Consider the following 20039-nt stretch of genomic DNA (forward strand, 5'->3'; position numbering starts at 1 on the left):
ACATGGCACAGGTAAAGATCCCCCTAAATAAGAAACAGCTGTTAAAACATGTACAAGCGTTTGTAAAAACACCGCTTGAAGACAAGCTAGATGCCAACCTTATTGAGCTTGGCTTAGACTCAATGCATATGATGCGTTTGGTCAACCAGTGGCGAAAACAAGGCGCAAAAGTAACCTTCTCAAAACTGATTGAACAACCAGTTCTTAGCGAGTGGATAACGCTTTTATGCATGCAAACAGATACTGATGTCGAAGTTATTGGAGCCCCTAAACTACCCGATATAGACCCCTACGCAGAGTTTGAGCTTACTGACGTGCAATATGCCTATTGGATTGGTCGCCAAGATGAGCAAGAGCTGGGTGGCGTCGGTTGTCACGCCTATCTGGAGGTAGACAACAAAGATATCGATCCTTTAAGGCTCGAACAAGCATGGCATGCACTTTATCACTATCATCCCATGCTACGTGCACAGTTTACTGAGTCTGGTACCCAGCAAGTGCATTCACAGCTACCCACACCAGGGCTTGCAATTAACGACTTTAGGTCACTAACTCTTGATGAGGCAACTCAAGCGGTAGAGCAAATTCGCAGCCGCCTATCACATCGAAAATTAGGTATTGAGTATGGTCAAACCCTAGGGCTGGAGTTGAGTTTACTCCCCGAAGGAAAATGTCGGATCCACTTTGATGTAGACCTACTGATCGCTGACGTACAGAGCTTAAATATCTTATTAAAAGATCTTGCCGTGCTTTATCATGGCGGTACACTCAACACTGATCCAAACTGGAGCTTCGCAAAGTACTTAGCGTATGAAAATGCGCAAAATAAAGATAAGTTTGAAGCAGACAAAGCTTATTGGCAAACGCGTTTAGCAACCCTCCCCTCTGGTCCACAGCTTCCCCTTCGTTGCGACCCTCGAACCATCACTCGACCAACATTTTCTCGCCGTTTGCACACCTTGAGCCAAAACCAGTGGAAGACGCTTAAAAATACCGCACAACAGTATCAAGTGACACCCGCTATGTTGCTCGTTACTAGTTATGCGTACGTACTTGCCAAATTTAGTGGCGAGAAGAAATTCACGCTGAACTTACCACTTTTTGATCGCAAAACTCAGCACCCAGGTATTGAAAACGTAGTCGCAGACTTCACCAATCTATTGCTTTTAGATTGTGATTTTAGTGAAGAAAAAGGTTTTATTGATCATGCGAAAACAATACAAAGCCAATTTCACCAAAACGTCGCACACTGTGATTATTCCGCAGTTCAAATCCAACGCGATTTAGTAAAACACGGTTATGCACAGGGTGTAAGCGCACCTATCGTATTTGCCTGTAACTTAGGCACCCCACTTCTGTCGCAACAAGACACGGTATTGGGTCAATTTAACTACATGATCTCGCAAACACCACAAGTTTGGTTAGACCATCAAGTGTATGAAGTCGATGAAGGTTTGATGCTAGCATGGGATGCTGTGGATGAGATTTTCCCAGAGTTGCTGATTGATACCATGTTTGCAAGCTATGTTGCATTACTTGAAAACCTAGCGACAAATAGCAGTGCATGGCACGCATCACATCTTATTGACCTGCCAGAGTATCAGCAAATCCAACGCAAAGCAGCGAATAACACCGGTGCACCTTATACCCCACATACATTGCATGAAGCATTTTTTAGAGGTGCTCAGGTACACCCTGATAAGACTGCGTTAATATTCAACACCGAACGGTTAAGCTATCGTACCGTCGCTGAAAAAGCGCTACGTATAGCCGCTTATTTGAAGCAACAAGGGCTGAAGGGTGCAGAACCTGTAGCCGTAACATTACCCAGAAGCGCTGAGCAGATCATGGCGATACTTGGAGTACTGGCAGCCGGTGGCTGTTATGTGCCTATAGGACCTCACCAGCCTCAATCACGGCGAGAAAAGATCCATCGAACCGCAGAGGTCAAGCTAGCAATTGCTATTGGTGACGATCCAGAACATGACCCAGCAGTAAAATGTATTGATATTCAACAAGCGCTTTTAGCTGAGCCACTAGAATCAGCTGTTATCACAGACCCTGCAAATCCCGCCTATATCATATTCACCTCTGGCTCTACAGGTGAACCCAAAGGGGTTGAAATGAGTCATCAGGCCACTGCTAATACCATTTATCAGCTCAATAAAGACTACCAAATTGACCAAGATAGCTGTGTGCTCGGGGTTTCAGCGCTTGATTTTGACCTTTCTGTATATGATATTTTTGGTTTGTTAAGTGTTGGCGGGCAACTAGTCGTTATTGATGAGCAGCAACGCCGTGATGCACAAGCATGGCTTGAGCTGGTACACCAACACAAGGTAACTATTTGGAACTCTGTTCCGATATTACTAGATATGCTTTTGACCACAGCGGAACAAGATAGCCGTCAGCTGCACTTTGAGCAGGTGATGTTATCTGGTGATTGGATAGGCTTGGACCTTCCTCCTCGGCTACAACATATCAGCGCCACCAACCCACCTATCATTGCAATGGGCGGCGCAACGGAAGCAGCTATTTGGTCAAACCGTTGTGAGGTTCGTTCACCACTGCCACTGCATTGGCACTCAATCCCATACGGTAAACCTCTACCAAACCAAAAGTATCGCGTTGTTGATAAACACGGGCGAGATTGCCCAGACTGGGTTCCTGGTGAGCTATGGATTGGCGGTATTGGTCTAGCAACTTGTTATCGTGGTGATAGCACGCAAACGGCAGCACGCTTCGTTGAGCAACATGGCGAGCGCTGGTATCGCACTGGCGACCAAGGTCGCTACTGGCCTGATGGCAACCTCGAGTTTTTAGGACGCATCGATCATCAAGTCAAAATACGCGGGCATCGTATTGAGTTGGGTGAAATTGATACAGCCCTTGCCAATATTAATGGTGTTCAGCGTGCCGTTACCGTGACGATTGGCGAGCCCAAAAGCCTAGCGAGTGTTGTAGTCTTAGCTGCTCAAAGCACGTTAGATAGCGCCGCCATACAACGCCAATTACACAAGCTACTGCCAGATTATATGGTGCCAAGCCATATCGAATTTGCACCGCAGCTGCCACTCAGTAGCAATGGTAAAATAGACCGAAAGACACTTGTCGACCAGCTAGCTGCCAAGCAGCAGTGTGCGTTGAGTTTAACCGCGCCGCAAACAGACAATGAAAAATGCCTTGCCAATATATGGCGGTCTTTACTGGGGGTTGAGCAAATCGGTCAGCAAAGTCACTTCTTCGAGTTAGGTGGAGACAGCTTAATTGCGACTCAGCTTATCGCAAAACTTAAAAAACAAGGTTTGGCATCTCCAAAACCACTACCTGACTTATTCTCATCTCCTCAATTAAGCGCCTACGCAGCGCGCTTAGAAAGCACCGAACCGGTAATAAAACTCGAAATAGTGCCAGATCTAGATAATCGTTTTGCGCCATTCCCGCTCACCGAGGTACAACGCGCTTATTGGATGGGCCAAACACCGGGATTACCGCTTAACTGCAGCACTTTGTATTTGCTAGAGTTGGAGGGAGAAAATGTCGATATTCAACGTATAGCAAAAGCTTGGGACCAACTGGTTGAGCACCATGAGATGCTGCGTGCAGTGATCACACCAGACGGTCAGCAACAACTGCTGTCTCATTTACCTGCGGTGTCTATTGCACAAGTGAGCTTGAAATCAGAAACCAATAATCACGCCAATGCCGCGAGGGATCATCTCCACCAATTTTGGCGTAGAATTTGTCAACAAGCGCTACAAAGCCACGACCAAAATGAGTCAACGACATTACCTAATCACCGTATTTGCGCCGTAAATTATGGTGCTAATAAGACCCGTTTAGGGATCATTTTTGATTACTTAACACTCGATGGATTTAGTATTAAATTGCTGCTCGATCAGCTTGCAAGCCTTTATAACGATCCCGCTTATCACTTGCCGGAGATTAATGTTTCGTTTAGAGACTACGTAGTCCAAGTGCAACACAATGATGCGGAGCATTTAGCAGCACAAGCATACTGGCGAGAACAGATTAATACCTTACCACCTGCGCCACAGCTACCACTAGCACAAGACCCGCAAAGTATTACTAAGCCTGAATTTGTGCGCCGCGAAGCACAACTCGATACAGGTACTTGGCAAGCACTTAAGAATAAAGCGAGATCCTATGGCATTACCCCTTCAGTACTACTATTAACGGCCTACAGCAATGTCCTGAGGCGCTGGAGCGAAGGCGATCACACGCTCAATTTAACCCTGTTTGATCGCCAAGATGTGCACGAGGATATCAATAAAGTGTTTGGTGACTTCACCACATTAGCCCCCATTGCATTTCGTAAAAATATTGGTGACTCTTTACTGGTACAAGCACAGGAAGCGCAACTGCAAATTGCACAGGCTATTGAACACAAAGCAATTTCCTCTATTTGGATCCAGCGCGAGCAAGCTCGCCAAAGCACACTCACATCAGCAGCGCTACCTGTGGTGTTTACCAGTACCTTGGGCCTTGGCGGCGGCTTGTTTGAAAACTCAAACGGCGATTTCCCCAAGATTGTACCTGGAGGTTTATCACAAACACCGCAAGTTTGGCTTGACCATCAATTATACGAATTTGATGGTTCACTTATTCTATCTTGGGATGCGGTGGATGCACTTTTCCCAGCCGGTATGATTGATGACATGTTCAACAGCTATGTTAGTGCACTTGAAAGGCTGTGTCATAGCAGCTGGGAAGAGGAGATGTCCTTACCATTACCTGATGCACAAGCGCATACACGTCTCGCAGTAAATACCACCGAATGCCCACAAACACCACGCACTTTGCACCATGCTATTTTTGCGCACGCACAGCAAAACCCCGGCGACACGGCACTGGTATTTGAAAACTCGCATGTCAGTTATGCACAGCTATGTGAGCAAGCGCTCTGTATTGCAGCGCTATTGCAGCAACATCAGCTCGCACCAGCAGAACCTGTTGCAGTCACTTTGCCACGTGGCATAAATCAAATTGCAGCTATATTGGGAGTTATGGCTGCGGGCGGTTGTTACGTGCCAATCGGGATCCATCAGCCTGCGAGTCGTCAGGCAAAAATACATCGTATAGCAGGGATCCGATTAGTGCTTACTGACAGTGATCACTTAGAAGTCGAATCCATCGAGTCAGTGATAAGGTTGGACGTCGCTACAGCAAGTACACCACAAGCAAAGCCTATAGAAGTGTCACCAGAACAACCCGCATACATTATTTTTACCTCGGGCTCGACCGGTGAACCAAAAGGGGTGGAAATGTGCCATCAGGCAACCGCAAACACCATAGATCAACTCAATCAACTCTATAAAATTGATCAACGTAGTTGCGTACTAGCGGTGTCTGCACTGGATTTCGACTTGTCGGTATACGATACCTTTGGATTACTCAGTGTAGGGGGGCAAGTTGTGTTGCTCAGTGATGAGAACCGCCGCGATGCCAGCGAATGGTTACAGCTCGTGCACCAACATAATATCAATGTCTGGAACTCTGTACCCGTCCTGCTGGATATGTTGCTCATCGTTGCAGAGCAAGATGACAGACAATTGCCTTTCAAACAAGTGATGTTGTCAGGTGATTGGATTGGCCTAGATATTCCACCGCGTTTACAAGCCAAAAATAAAGCCGAAGTTCCACTTATCGCTATGGGTGGCGCAACAGAAGCAGCTATTTGGTCGAATTTCTGTGAGGTAAAGGGCGACATTCCAGCTCACTGGAACTCAATTCCTTACGGTAAACCACTACCGAACCAAACCTACCGTGTCGTCGATGCCTACGGACGCGACTGCCCAGATTGGGTTGCAGGTGAGCTTTGGATAGGCGGTGTTGGTCTTGCTAGCGCGTATCGGGGTGATCAAAAGCTCACAGCTGAGCGCTTTGTCAGCCACGAAGGTACTCGTTGGTATCGCACCGGCGATAGAGGTAGATACTGGCCAGATGGCAACCTTGAGTTCTTAGGGCGTATAGATCACCAAGTGAAAGTACGCGGTCATCGTATTGAACTGGGTGAAATTGATACGGCTCTCGCCCGTATCGAAGGTATTTCTCGTGGAGTGGCATTGACCATTGGCGAGCCTAAAATGTTGGTTGCTGCACTAGTAATGGATGAAAGCACGAAACTGGATCTCGATGCAGTAAAAACAAAACTTGCTCTTTCTTTGCCAGATTATATGGTACCGAGTCACTTTTTAGCCTTAGCTGCTCTGCCGCTAAGCGCTAATGGAAAGGTAGATAGAAAACAACTTGCTACCCAATTTGACGACCAAATTAGCGTTGAAGTGCCTGTAACAGCGCCACAAACAGATAACGAACTTCAAGTTGCACAGCTTTGGAAAGACTTACTGGGGGTTGCCAATGTTGGCCTAGAAAGCAGCTTTTTTGCACTCGGTGGCGATTCGCTCCTGGCGACCCAATTCCTGACTCAGCTCGCCCACCGTGGGTTGTCGACCAAGCAACCTTTACGCACTTTGTTTGCCAACCCAACGCTTGGTGCATTTGCAGCAACACTTGAGATGCATGAAGCCACACAGTGCAAGCAAATTGTAGCTAAACCCGAACATCAGTTTGAACCATTTGTACTGACTGAAGTACAAAGTGCTTATTGGTTAGGCCAAACGCCGGGCTTCCCGCTTAATTGTGGCACTCACTACTTACTCGAACTCGATAGTTTAACGCTTGATACCGAGCGAATGATGCTTGCATGGAAAAAGCTGTATGCACGCCATAATATGTTGCGCGCCCAGGTGAGCGATAATAACCAACAGCTTGTGTTGCAGCAAAGCGGCATACCAAAATTGGATATCGATCCAATAACTTACACCTGTTTAGACCAAGCACGAACGCAAATTCACGCATGGTGGCAAACTAAAAATAGCCAACATTTACATGATGCGATAACGATTAAAGTTGCAAGATATCAAGCGGGTGAAACTGAGCGTACGCGTCTTGCTTTGATGTTTAATTACATGACACTAGACGGCTATAGCATCATGCTGTTATTGCGCGAATTCGCTGCTTTATATCAAGCACCAGATATTGAGCTAACGCCACTTTCCTTAACCTTTAGAGACTATGTCACCCAAGTTCAACATAGCCAGCAAGCAATAGATGAAGCCCAAGCATACTGGCTAGAACGTTTGCCTACCTTGCCGGATGCGGCAGCACTACCACTGGCACAAGATCCACTGCAAATTGAACACAGCGAATTCTCTCGTCGCAGTGCAAGATTGCCAAAAGCCAAGTGGCAAGCCATTAAAAAAGCGGCTCGCTCACAAAATGTAACACCAAGTATTTTAGTGCTGAGTGCCTATGCGGAAGTACTCAGTCAGTATAGTGGTGGCCATCCACATACCTTAAATTTGACCCTATTTGATCGTCAAAATGTACACCCAGAAGTTGGCAGTATTGTTGGTGATTTTACGTCTCTGGCCCCCCTTGCTTACCACCCTGACGAGCACATCACAATTGCTCAACATGCAAAACAACTGCAAGAGCAACTTGCTGATGTACTTGATCATCGAGCAGTTTCATCAGTATGGGTGCAAAGAGAGCGCAGCCGAACTATGGGGCGCACCGCAGCTGCATTGCCCATTGTCTTTACCAGTACATTAGGAATGGCTGACGACTTACTGGCAGACGCTTTCAATGAAGATTTACCACAATTTACCGATGGCGGATTGTCGGCAACTCCACAGGTTTGGCTAGATCATCAAATGTATGAATTCAAAGGCGAGCTAATTCTATCTTGGGATGCCGTCGATGCACTGTTTCCAGCTGAGTTGCTAGACAATATGTTTAGCCGTTTCTTAACATTACTGGACGAAGTATCCATTTCAACGGATACAGCATTTAGCCACGCATTACCTAAATCTCAACAGTTGGTGCGAGACCGAGTAAACAGCACCTACGCTGAACAAACGCCTCGTACTTTACATCAGGCGATGTTTGACTATGCCCGTCAACACCCCGATACCGTTGCGCTGATAGCTGATGAGCAAATAGTAACCTATGGCCAATTGGCAGACAAAGCACTGCGTATCGCCCACTTACTTACTCAACAAGGATTATCGCTGAGTGAAGCGGTGGCAGTGAGCTTGCCAAGGGGGGTAGATCAGGTTGCTGCCGTATTTGGCATTATGGCCGCCGGAGGCTGCTATGTGCCAATTGGTATTCATCAACCCACCAGCCGTCAAGCGAAAATTCATCGCACTGCGGGGATCCGTTGGGTACTTACGAACGAAGCACACATCAACCAAGACGTTGAGCAGGGTGTCACTCGTCTCAATGTGGCGGATGCAGAGGGCTTAACGCCGCTGGCAACCCCCTTGACAGTAGCAACAGATGCACCCGCATATGTGATCTTTACCTCAGGTTCTACCGGTGAACCCAAAGGGGTCGAAATGTGTCATCAAGCGACTGCAAATACCATTGACCAGCTAAATCGACACTATGCTATCAACAGTAATAGCCGTGTACTTGCTGTTTCTGCATTAGATTTTGATCTCTCGGTATACGATCTATTTGGCTTGTTGAGCGTTGGTGGCAGTGTTGTATTACTTAATGAGGCGAGCCGCAGAGACGCATCTACGTGGCTTGAGCTAGTTCATCAACATCATGTCACTACTTGGAACTCAGTGCCGATATTGCTCGATATGCTACTGGTCGTCGCTGAAAACGATGCACGCCCACTACCATTTTCGCAAGTGATGCTATCGGGTGATTGGATTGGCCTAGATTTACCGCCAAGATTACAAGCCAAGACTCACTCACAGATCCCATTAATTGCCATGGGTGGTGCCACTGAAGCAGCCATTTGGTCAAACAGCTGTGAGGTAAAAGGTGAGCTGCCAGAACATTGGTCATCTATTCCATACGGTAAACCGCTCCCGAACCAAACATATCGTGTAGTAGACCCATGTGGCCGTGATTGTCCAGATTGGGTTGCAGGTGAACTATGGATCGGAGGCGTGGGCCTTGCCACTGCCTATCGAGGAGATAAAAAATTAACGGATCAGCGCTTTGTGATGGCCGATGGTAAGCGTTGGTACCGCACTGGTGACCGCGGTCGTTACTGGCCGGACGGCAACCTCGAGTTCTTAGGCCGAATTGATCACCAAGTTAAGGTGCGCGGACATCGCATTGAGCTCGGTGAAATCGACGCCGCCTTGGCTCAGGTTAAAGGCTTAAGTCGCGGTGTTGCACTAACAATTGGTGAGCCGAAAAAGCTCGTTGCCGCCTTTGTTAAGGAAGCCCAAGCCACGCTAGATACACAGGTAATTACTGCACAAATGGAACAGCAACTTCCAGAATACATGGTGCCCAGCCATTTAGTAGAACTTGAGACATTACCGCTAAGCGCCAACGGTAAAATTGACCGAAAGCAATTGCTCAATGAATTTATGGCATTGGAGCTAATGCAAGCTGAGTTCGAGGCGCCTGAAGGTGAGCTTGAAGAACAACTTGCAAAAATCTGGCAATCACTTTTAAAGCGCCCTCAGCTCTCTCGTCACGACGACTTTTTTGCCATCGGTGGTGATAGCTTAAGCGCAACACAGCTTATCCAAACACTGCAACAACAACACATTATTCCAACATCTGTGTCACTTACAGCACTATTTAGCGCCCCAAGTATTGCCAGCTTCGCTGCTGCTATAACTCAAGCTTGGCGTGATCTAGGCGACACAACCTGTGATACCGATGAACTATTTGAAGAGGGTACAATATGACCATCGCCAGTATTATCGCTGACTTTGAAAGCCGCGGCGTTTACCTGTGGGCCGATCAAGGCAACTTAAAATTTAAGGCCCCTGCTGGAGTATTGACACCAGCACTAAAAACACAATTACAAGACAATAAGGCAGCGCTTATCGACTATTTAAGCGACCCTGTAATGGCAGCTATAGAGCCTAACTATGCAGACCGCTATCAGCCGTTTCCGCTAACCGATTTACAGGTTGCTTACTTAGTAGGCCGTAACAATGCCGTTGAGTATGGCGGTGTTGGCTGCCATAGTTACATTGAGTTGGACCTACCGAATATTGATGCAAAACGCCTGCAAACGGCTTGGCACAAGTTAGTTGAGCGCCACGATATGCTGCGCGCTATTATAAACCTTGATGGTACTCAACAAATTATCGCACAGGTTACGCCAAAAGCGATCCGCGTGCATGAGTTTGCAGCGCTTGACCAGCAAACTCGTCAGCAAAAACTATTAGACCTGCGTGAACAGTTGGCTCACCGCCACTATCAACCGGATAAATGGCCACAATATGATTTACACCTTAGCCAAACCGGTGAAGGGTCAATTCTACATTTTTCTATCGACTTACTTATCGCCGATTTTGCTAGCATTCAAATTATGCTCGCCGAACTCGGTGAATTATATAACCATCCAGAGCGTGCTCTTGCGCCTTTGGGGGTTTCGTACCGAGATATTGTCATTGCACGCAAAGCCTTGTTAGAGCACCCTAAAACAGCACAGCGCTATGAACAGCACAAAGCCTATTGGCTAGAGCGCATTAAAACGCTACCAGCCCCTCCCGAACTACCGAGAGCAAAAAGTACGGGCAACGAGGAAAGCGTCGCATTTTCTCGCTTGAATTTTAAGTTAGATCCCACCCTTTGGCAGCGCCTTGGCGAGCGAGCAGCAAGACACAAACTAACACCTTCTAGCCTTGTATTAGCCGCATTTACAGAAGTAATTGGACGCTGGTCTCGCCATCCTAATTTTTGTTTAAACCTCACTATGTTGAATCGCGCCAATGTGCACCCAGATGTCCGTGGCGTGGTTGGCGACTTTATCGCAGTAAACGTGCTAGGGGTATCGCCAGATCCGCAAGCGGGTTTCGCCAAGCGGGCAAGTCAGTTACAGCAACAACTTTGGCGTGATTTGGAACACAGTGACTTTACTGGCGTTGAAGTATTACGAGCTATGAACCAAATACAGCAAAGCAATACCATAGTACCAATTGTCTATACTAGCACCCTTGGTTTATCAGGTGATGAGTTAGACAGCAACCAATTTATGCATGATGCACAGTTGCGTTACGGAATTACTCAAACGCCGCAAGTCTGGCTTGATTGTCAAGCAACGGAGCGCAATGGAGAGCTGATCGTAGATTGGGATATCCGTCAAGGGATTTTCCAAGCCGGTGTGATTGAGCAAGCACATCAAGCATTTTGTGAACTATTACACGAGCTGGCTAATAATGAAGCACTATGGCAGTCCACCAGCCCGGTGAGTTTACCAAAGCAAACGCAAGTACACATCACCGCGCTAAACGACACCAAAACAGAACAAGCTAGAGGATATTTGCACTCTGGATTTGCTCGACATGTTCTAGATACCCCTGATCAAATTGCGGTGATCGACCAAAACGGCGAAATGAGTTACCAACAACTTGCACAGTTGGCACTTCAAATCAGGCTCACCTTTGTCGACTCGGTAAAACCGAACGACCATATTGCAATCGTATCAGACAAAAGCACACAACAAATTGCAGCAGTGTTTGCAGTATTGTTTGCCGATTGTGTGTATGTGCCTATTGAGGCAAAACACCCGCTTGCTCGCCAGCAATCAATCATCGCTAACTCAGGCGCCAAAATCGTACTCACAGAGTTGCAATATGCTAACCTAGACTTTGGCTCTGATGTCACTGTTATTGCATTTGATCAATTACTACCGGCTATTCCGCAGCAGGACCTTCAAGGTTTATTGGAAATATTCACGCAACGTCGACAGCAGCAAATTTTTGTCGAAGCGCCAGCTTATGTAATATACACCTCCGGTACGACAGGTCAGCCAAAAGGGGTGCAGCTATCGCACGGCGCAGCACTGAATACCGTGCTGGAAATTAATCGCCTGTATGATGTCAACCCGAAAGATAAAACCTTAGGACTGGTGAGCTACGGCTTTGATCTCTCAGTTTGGGATATCTTTGGCACTCTCTCAGCAGGGGCGACTCTGGTATTACCAGTTCAAGAGCTACGGGGAGATCCAAACCACTGGCATCAAGTGATCGCCAAGCACCAAGTCAGTCTGTGGAATTCGGTGCCTGCGCAAATGCAAATGCTGATGACCAGTTTGCCATGGGCGGAAGATCAGACGCTCAGTACACTTAGGCTGGCCATGCTTTCTGGCGATTGGATCCCTGTCCAACTTGCAAAGCAAGTAATCCAACAACTGCCTCATATTGACCTGAACAGCCAAGGTGGCCCTACAGAAACTGCGATTTGGTGTGTCCAGCACACTGTCAAAGACATCGCGGATGATGCTGCTTCAGTACCATATGGTAAGCCACTAGCGAACCACCAAATTCACATTTTAAATGACCGACTAGAGCCTTGCCCAACTTGGGTCACCGGCGAAATGTATATTGCAGGTGATGGTTTGGCATTAGGGTATTTAAACGATAAACAAAAAACTGCTGAGCTATTTATTAAACATCCACAAACAGGTGAAAGGCTTTATCGCTCTGGCGATTTAGGCTGCATTATGGATGACGGCATCATTGCCATTCAAGGGCGCGAAGATGGCCAAGTCAAAATCAATGGTCATCGTATTGAGTTGGGCGAAATAGAGTCAACTATTGCCGCACACCCAGCTGTAAAAGGCGTCGCGGTGGTCAATCTATCTACTGATGGTAACTTAGCTGCGGCACTGGTTGTCAAAGAAGTAACCAATAGCGAAATCATCTTCAGTGAGTTGGGCACCTTACTTAATGACAAGTTGCCTAAATACATGTTACCGACGCATTTCTTTACCTTAGACACACTTCCTCTTAGTCAGAACAGTAAAGTTGATAGAAAACAGCTTAAAGTACAATTGACGCAATTACAGCAGCAACTGACAACACAATATGAAGCACCATTTGACAATCATGTTGAGCGAACTGTGGCGCAAATCTGGCGTGATTTACTCAACGTGACGGAGGTATCGCGCCACGATGATTTTTTCCAACTTGGTGGTACCAGCTTAAATGCCATCAACCTGCTAAGCGCATTTCTAGCAGCAGGCTTTGATGCAGATATTGACCTGATTTTCAATCACGCCGTATTCAGCGAAATGTCCGAAGCACTGGCAAAAGCAAATGAAGCAAAACAAGCATGGCTTGAGAGCATTGATTTAAACAGCATGGCTACTGAAGCACTCGAAGGCCTTGCTGATGCCCTACCGTATGATTCGAATTCCGAGCCAAAAACCCTATTATTGACTGGCAGCACGGGGTATTTGGGTAGCTATGTTTTGCGCGAAATATTGGATACTACGGATTATCGTATTCTATGCTTGATGCGCTGTGATGATATTCAGCATGGATTCTCGCGCTTGGAGCAGGCCGCAGCAGAAAAAGGCCTGCCTACAGCTATACCTCACGAGCGTATTCAGATAATCAGCGGTACGATGTCCGAGCCTTACTTTGGTTTAAGCAATACAGACTATCAAGCTCTAAGTGCACAAGTGGATGTGATAGTTCACAATGCATCGATCATTAACCTCATGGATCCGCTTTCTGCTCTTTACCCAACCAACGTCGAAGGCGCCCGTGAAATTATCCGCTTAGCAAGCTCGCATCAAGTGAAGCCAGTGCATTATATTTCTACTATCGGAGTACACCACGCGTTACCAAGTGATGTACCTCAGCCTGTGGTAGAACATACCCAGGTGGTGCCATGGCGTGAAGTGGAGTTAACGTATGAGCAGTCAAAAATTATGGCTGAAACCTTATTTACTGAAGCGAGAAGACACGGCGTACCAGTCAATATTTTACGTCCCGGAACCATCACTTGGGCAACCACAGAAACACCCTTTATTAATGATGATGCATTCTTAAAATTTTATCGTGCTTGCTTGAATATTCACGCCTATCCTGCGTCCGAGCTGGCGGTAAACATTGTTCCCGTAGACTATGTGGCAACCTGCATCACGGCCATAGTGAAAGGTGCGACGGGCCAAAACAGTAACTTCCACTTAGTGTCAGACCAAAGTACCGATGTTGCACAGATCTATAATTGGTTTAACGAACTCGGTTGCGATATTCAACCACTTGATTTTATAACATGGAAAGACAAACTCAATGACAACTTTGTGCGCAGCTTTGTTGAGCTTTACTTCAAGCAAGGTATGGACTCAGGTGGTCACCACCAGTACGCCACAGATAACCTAAAATCCATATTGGCCCAATTCAGTCTCCCAAACTTTGCGGTCAGCCGCGATTACCTCAAGCCACTTACACAGAAGTACAACAATGCTTAATACCACATACACCAACAACAGTGCGTGTTACCGCATTTTTAAAGCACGCCCCAATGCCTCTAAACGGTTAATCATTTTGCCTCATGCAGGGGGGAGTGCAAGCTACTTTCGTCAGTGGGCTAATATCGCCGACTCAGATTTAGAAGTCGTGGTTGTACAATACCCAGGTCGTGAAAACCGCATGGCTGAGCCTTTGATTTCGAACATGGATCGTTTGGTCAGCAACTTGGCCACAGGTCTTAAAGCAATACTCAACAAGCCTTATATCTTGTTTGGACATAGTATGGGCGGCGGTATCGCTTACGAACTTGCCATGCGCATTCAGGCCTATCGCTACCCGCCTCCAACTCAACTGGTGGTGTCTGCTGTTGAAGGGCCTAGTTGCCACCATGCGACCGAAGTACACAAAGCCCCTGATGAAGTCATGCTTAATGAGCTTAAACGTCTTAATGGTACGGAGGTTGATCTCAATGCCCTTCCAGAGCTGCTAGAAATGATGTTGCCGTTGCTGCGCAATGATTACCAGTTAATTGAGACTTATAAACCAAACCTCAATGCACCAAAATTGCAATACCCAATCACCGTGATGCTCGGGTCAACTGATACCGAACTCACCTATGAAGAAGCCCAAGCTTGGCAACAAGTGAGTAGTCAGCCCATCAATATTAAGGTCTACGAAGGTGGCCATTTCTACTTAGCCAATCATGTTGAGGCTATTTTGACCCATTTGGGCACGCTGTTCCCAGTGCAAAAAACATGGTTGTGTGCTCCTTAGTAACCAATCCCCCTTGAGGGTAAAGTTTGTTCAAACTAGGAGCTGCCCCCCAGCTCCTTCTTCCAGCGCTGTTAAAAATTATCTCTTTTGGGGGTTACAAATCCGATTTGGGTAGTGCTGGGTTTTTAAGCATTGCAAAATGTACCTATTAAACCAACTCAATTATTCGCAAGGAAACGCTAATGCGTCGCTTCATATTGCTATTTTGTGCATGTTTATCAACATTATCGTCTCTCAGCGTTAATGCTCAGTTTCCTGTCGTAGTGAAAGATGACCGCGACAAACTTGTTACTATTAACACTTCACCCAAAAAGGTCGCCGCTGTCTCAGTATTTGGTGCTGATTTACTCAGTGCTCTAGGTATGCAGGCTGTAGCGATCTCAACACTCAATCATCAGATGTCACCCTACCTCGGTGAGCAAACTAAACATATGCTAGATCTTGGTGAAATTCATGAGACGAACTTGGAAGTGTTGACTGCGCTAAAACCCGATCTCACCATCGGACTGCGTACCTACACCGAACCATTTGAAGCCAAATTTGAGGAGATCAGTCCCTTTTTAGCTTATGACTTGGTCACCAAATCCGACTCAGATCGGGCAATAATCTCTGCGGCTAAAGCGCTGGGCAAGGAAGCAGAAGGTGCTGAATTAAATCGAGTATTTGCAGAGCAGCTCAAGCATTTTGCAGCTGCACCTCTAAAAGCACAATCTGTGGTGTTTTTGTGGCATTGGTCAGATGTACCTTATGCATTTTACGACCATCATTTTACCGTTGAAATGATGGCGACTCTCAAAGGTAAAAATAGCGTCGGCACCTCTCCACTGCCGGACTTAAAAAAGCTTGATTCCGCACCGATTTCGATGGAGTCGTTATTAAAGCTTAACCCTGATGTAATTATTTCCTTCAAAGGCGAACCTGGGCCCTTTAAATCACATCCAGTTTGGAAGCAACTCAAAGCCGTTACCAATGGCCGCGCCTACCGAGTTGCAGACCATTACGTGATGCCCCATGGCCCAATTGCAAGAAAGCTCATCTTACAAGAATTAGCGCACCTATTGCACCCTGAGCAATTTGCCCCCCCAAGCGATCTGGCCAATAAAGCACGGGCCACACCAATGCAATTTGGTCATTTATAGCAGGTAATGTAAGCACGCTATGATTTACTTAGAAAGACTTCGCGTCGCTACAACGCCCACTGGCTTATTTCTATTCGGTGTGTGTATGTTACTACTCAGTCTACTGCTGTCTTTAACAATCGGCGACTATCAGCTCACATTACAGGAAGTTTGGTCAGTACTTATTGACCCATCAAAGTCACAGGCTAGTTTTGTCGTTTGGGAGCTGAGACTACCTCGTTTAACATTGGCCATCATTGCAGGTATAACACTTGGCATAGCAGGAGCCATTATTCAGGCAGTAACACAAAATGAGCTCGCATCCCCAAGCCTCGTTGGCGTCTCCTCTGGTGCCGCATTGGCTATTGTACTGGTTCTCACTTTTACCGGTTTAAGTACCTACTTCCAATTTATAGCGGGTATATTTGGCGGTGCTTTGGCGATGTCAGTCACATTATGGCTTTCTTGGAAACAGAAACTAGAGCCTGTGAATCTTATTCTATCTGGTTTATGCGTTTCTCTGTTTTGCGCCGCCGCAACAACTTTGCTACTAATCTCGGTAAGCACTGACACTAGAGGGTTGTTTTATTGGTTGCTTGGCAGCGTTGCAAATCGCACTTGGCAGCATGTGTCGTTATTGGCTCCTATCGCATTACTCGGTGTTATTTTATGTGCACTGTTAGCCCGCCCGCTCACCATTTTACAACTCGATAGCGATGTCGTAAAAAGTATTGGGGGAAATGTAAAGCGCTGGCGTATTCAAACGCTCACTGTTGCCGTAGTGCTAACTTCTGCGACCGTGGCTGTTACAGGCCCCATCGCTTTTGTAGGGCTGGTTGCCCCTCACCTGTGCCGCACTTTACTGCCCAAACACCTGGCTTATGAGTACCGCTATGTCTTATTTGGCAGCGCACTAAGCGGCGCTGTGCTTGTCAGTCTTTCCGACTTATTGGCAAATTATCAGGAGATCCCTGTGGGTATACTATGCGTGCTGTTTGGCGGACCAAGCTTAGTTTGGCTTATCCAATCTCGCTATCAGCAGGCGTCTATATGAATCGAACAATGACGATATACGCTTGCCGAGAAATTAAGCCTTGGCCTTTTTATGGTCTATTAACCTCACTCATCGCGCTACTTATTTGCTTATTTTTTACCGCGCTATGTATGGGGTCTGTACCACTATCGATACAATCTGTTTGGCAGATACTGATCACCTCAATACCACAAAGTACTGATTCGAACATCCTATGGCAACTACGTTTACCTCGCTCACTGTTAGCCATGTTGGTTGGGATCCATTTCGCGCTGGCTGGACTAATTTTACAAGCCGTGATCCGCAATCCTCTTGCCGACCCAAGTATCTTAGGGGTCAATGGTGGGGCGAGTCTAGCCATCGTACTTTGTTTACTTGTGGTGGATTATATTCAACTTCATGTATTCGGCTTCAGTGATTTCATTTTTAACTTTGCTTGGCTTCCCGTTGTAGCATTGCTCGGTGGGGTGTTGGCCACTGCTTTGGTTTTGAAACTTAGTTGGCGACAGCAACTACAGCCGAATCAATTGGCACTTAACGGGGTCGCAATAGGCGCGGTGCTAAATGCTCTAGTTATGTGGGCCATTTTGGCATGGGGAGGAAATCGTACAGAAACCAGTTTGATTTGGTTAGCAGGTAGTCTGTATGGCAGAGATTTTAGCCACGTGTTTTTGCTTCTTCCTTGGACATTTATCGGCGTACTTGGTTGCTTCGCATTATTAAAGTACTTGTCGATACTGCAATTAGATAGCGATGCCGCACGAACCTTAGGGCTAAACGTCACTAGGTGGCGTTTAATCAGCTTATTGATAGCGGTGGCATTGGCGGCCAGCGCCACCGCAATCTCGGGCCCACTCGGATTCGTTGGTTTAATTGTACCCCATTTCGCCAAAGTGCTTCTTAACCGATTCGGCTTGGGTACCAGCCTCCCCCACCTGATGGCAGTCTGCATGTTAGCTGGAGCCTCGTTAACGCTGGCGGCAGATATTGCAAGCCGAACGCTTATCTCTCCTTTGGAGATCCCCACAGGCACGCTAACCACCTTGATGGGCATTCCCATCTTGCTGTTATTGATCCGCCGCCAAAATTAGGATTTATCATGTTAAATGCAGATCAAATAACCTTACATTATCAACATAGGCCGGTGCTAAAAGACTTGTCGGTCTCTATTGCACGTCATCAGATCACCGCAATTGTCGGTCCAAATGGCAGTGGTAAGTCCACCTTACTTAAACTACTTGGCGGACTCATTCAACCGCAGCAAGGGACTATCTCTTTGGAGCAACAGCCGCTTCACCAATGGTCCCCTAAAACGCTAGCAAAGAAACTCGCATTACTTGGCCAAAGTCCACAAGCTCCAAGTGGTATGCTCGTTAAACAGCTTGTTGGTCATGGTCGGTTTCCCTATTTAGGAATGTTCAAGACATTATCGCAACATGATCAGGATGCCATTACTTGGGCGCTCAAAAAGACCAAACTTGAAGCGTTGCAACATAAGCCGTTACAGCATTTATCTGGTGGTGAGCGCCAAAGAGCATGGTTAGCAATGGCCTTGGCACAGCAATCTGAAATTTTACTCCTAGACGAACCCACGACTTATCTAGACTTAGGTCATCAGTTTCAGCTTTTAGACTTACTCAAACAGCTACAAATTCATGAACACAAAACCATTGTGATGGTGCTACACGATATCAATCAAGCCAGTCAATTCAGTGACCGAATTATCGCTCTTAAAAATGGCTCGATAATAGCTGATGGCACACCGCAACAAGTCGTCACAGAGCCAATCATTAAACGGCTGTTCAATATTGATGTTGCAATTGTGTCTCAGTGCTATGGCCAGATAACTAAGCCGCTGTGCTTGCCAATTGGAACAGTGGATCAATTTACCTCTAACTCAGCGGCGCCACTGCGCAGTGCCGCAATCTAAAATCAACAACAGAAGCTAGTGAAATGGAATTAGAAATTCGTGACGTATCAAAAACGTATGCAAACGGTGTTCATGCACTAAAAGATATCAATTTAACCATAAGCAAGGGTATGTTCGGCCTGCTTGGTCCCAACGGAGCTGGTAAAAGCAGCATTATGCGCACCATTGCCACCCTACAAACGCCCGACAGTGGCAAAATATATTTTGATGGACAAGATATCTTCGCAACCCCTGCTGAGTTTCGTCGCCAGCTGGGCTACTTGCCTCAGGATTTTGGTGTTTATGCTAATGCATCCGCCACCGATATGCTGGACTATTTCGCTCGTTTAAAGGGTATTCACAATGCCAAGGAACGAAAAAATAGAATTAATGAATTGTTGGAACTAGTTAACCTCACAGAGCATTGTCATAAGGCGGTAGATACATACTCAGGTGGTATGCGGCAGCGTTTTGGTATAGCACAAGTTTTATTGACCAACCCTAAGGTCATCATTGTTGATGAACCAACCGCGGGACTAGACCCTGCGGAGCGCAACCGCTTTTATAGTATTTTGCACCAACTCACTGACAGTGCCATCGTGATCCTCTCCACACATATTGTAGGAGACGTCACTAACCTTTGTGATGATATGGGGATCCTCAACCAAGGAACGCTACTTTCACGCGGCAAGCCCGATGAGCTCGTCGCCTCAATAAAGCACCAGATTTGGCACAAATCAGTATCAAGAAATGAGTTGAAAACACTACGAGACAATTACAAAGTGATTTCAACGCGCATCGTCAAAGGTAACATCCAAGCCACTATTCAAAGCGAAACCGCACCCACCGCAAGCTTTATTCAAAGCACAGCGGACCTAGAAGACTTTTACTTCAGCTACGTCCCTGAACTTGCGGTTTAAGGAGCA

8 protein-coding genes are annotated in these 20039 nt (G+C 46.6%); all 8 read left to right on the forward strand.

Translation table 11 applies throughout. The features are described from left to right. Nucleotides 1-2: 2 nt before the first annotated feature. The 8 genes from DRB05_RS05945 to DRB05_RS05980 all read left to right on the forward strand — a co-directional run bounded on the left by DRB05_RS05945 (nucleotide 3) and on the right by DRB05_RS05980 (nucleotide 20033). On the forward strand, nucleotides 3-9752 hold the full coding sequence (locus DRB05_RS05945; RefSeq protein WP_128726103.1) for a non-ribosomal peptide synthetase: 9750 nt from the start codon (nucleotides 3-5) through the stop codon (nucleotides 9750-9752). Further along, a complete protein-coding gene (locus DRB05_RS05950; RefSeq protein ID WP_128726104.1) occupies nucleotides 9749-14278 on the forward strand; it encodes a non-ribosomal peptide synthetase in 4530 nt (1509 codons plus the stop codon). Before DRB05_RS05945 ends, DRB05_RS05950 begins: the two co-directional genes overlap by 4 nt. Further along, nucleotides 14271-15053, forward strand: a complete 783-nt coding sequence (locus DRB05_RS05955; protein WP_128726105.1) for an alpha/beta fold hydrolase — start codon at nucleotides 14271-14273, stop codon at nucleotides 15051-15053. Before DRB05_RS05950 ends, DRB05_RS05955 begins: the two co-directional genes overlap by 8 nt. A gap of 182 nt (nucleotides 15054-15235) precedes the next feature. Then, the gene (locus DRB05_RS05960; protein ID WP_128726106.1) at nucleotides 15236-16192 is read left to right on the forward strand and encodes an ABC transporter substrate-binding protein; all 957 of its coding nucleotides are present in this window, start codon (nucleotides 15236-15238) and stop codon (nucleotides 16190-16192) included. Between the two features lie 85 nt (nucleotides 16193-16277). Further along, nucleotides 16278-17225, forward strand: a complete 948-nt coding sequence (locus DRB05_RS05965; RefSeq protein ID WP_161568675.1) for an iron ABC transporter permease — start codon at nucleotides 16278-16280, stop codon at nucleotides 17223-17225. Beyond that, nucleotides 17222-18295, forward strand: coding sequence for an iron ABC transporter permease (locus tag DRB05_RS05970; protein WP_205125722.1), 1074 nt, complete (start codon nucleotides 17222-17224; stop codon nucleotides 18293-18295). The genes DRB05_RS05965 and DRB05_RS05970 overlap by 4 nt, the downstream gene beginning before the upstream one ends. An 8-nt stretch (nucleotides 18296-18303) precedes the next feature. Then, nucleotides 18304-19134, forward strand: a complete 831-nt coding sequence (locus tag DRB05_RS05975) for an ABC transporter ATP-binding protein (protein WP_205125723.1) — start codon at nucleotides 18304-18306, stop codon at nucleotides 19132-19134. 23 nt (nucleotides 19135-19157) lie between these two features. Further along, nucleotides 19158-20033 (forward strand): ABC transporter ATP-binding protein, encoded by an 876-nt coding sequence (locus DRB05_RS05980; RefSeq protein ID WP_128726109.1) that lies wholly within the window; start codon nucleotides 19158-19160, stop codon nucleotides 20031-20033. The last annotated feature ends 6 nt before the right edge of the window (nucleotides 20034-20039 follow it).

Source organism: Pseudoalteromonas sp. A757, from assembly GCF_004103285.1.
Classification (GTDB): domain Bacteria; phylum Pseudomonadota; class Gammaproteobacteria; order Enterobacterales; family Alteromonadaceae; genus Pseudoalteromonas; species Pseudoalteromonas galatheae.

What these genes read in the sequence shown, in the direction of transcription:
- DRB05_RS05945 (WP_128726103.1), top strand. Translation starts at nt 3, where the DNA reads ATGGCACAGGTAAAGATCCCCCTAAATAAGAAACAGCTGTTAAAACAT.
- DRB05_RS05950 (WP_128726104.1), top strand. Translation starts at nt 9,749, where the DNA reads ATGACCATCGCCAGTATTATCGCTGACTTTGAAAGCCGCGGCGTTTAC.
- DRB05_RS05955 (WP_128726105.1), top strand. Translation starts at nt 14,271, where the DNA reads ATGCTTAATACCACATACACCAACAACAGTGCGTGTTACCGCATTTTT.
- DRB05_RS05960 (WP_128726106.1), top strand. Translation starts at nt 15,236, where the DNA reads ATGCGTCGCTTCATATTGCTATTTTGTGCATGTTTATCAACATTATCG.
- DRB05_RS05965 (WP_161568675.1), top strand. Translation starts at nt 16,278, where the DNA reads ATGTTACTACTCAGTCTACTGCTGTCTTTAACAATCGGCGACTATCAG.
- DRB05_RS05970 (WP_205125722.1), top strand. Translation starts at nt 17,222, where the DNA reads ATGAATCGAACAATGACGATATACGCTTGCCGAGAAATTAAGCCTTGG.
- DRB05_RS05975 (WP_205125723.1), top strand. Translation starts at nt 18,304, where the DNA reads ATGTTAAATGCAGATCAAATAACCTTACATTATCAACATAGGCCGGTG.
- DRB05_RS05980 (WP_128726109.1), top strand. Translation starts at nt 19,158, where the DNA reads ATGGAATTAGAAATTCGTGACGTATCAAAAACGTATGCAAACGGTGTT.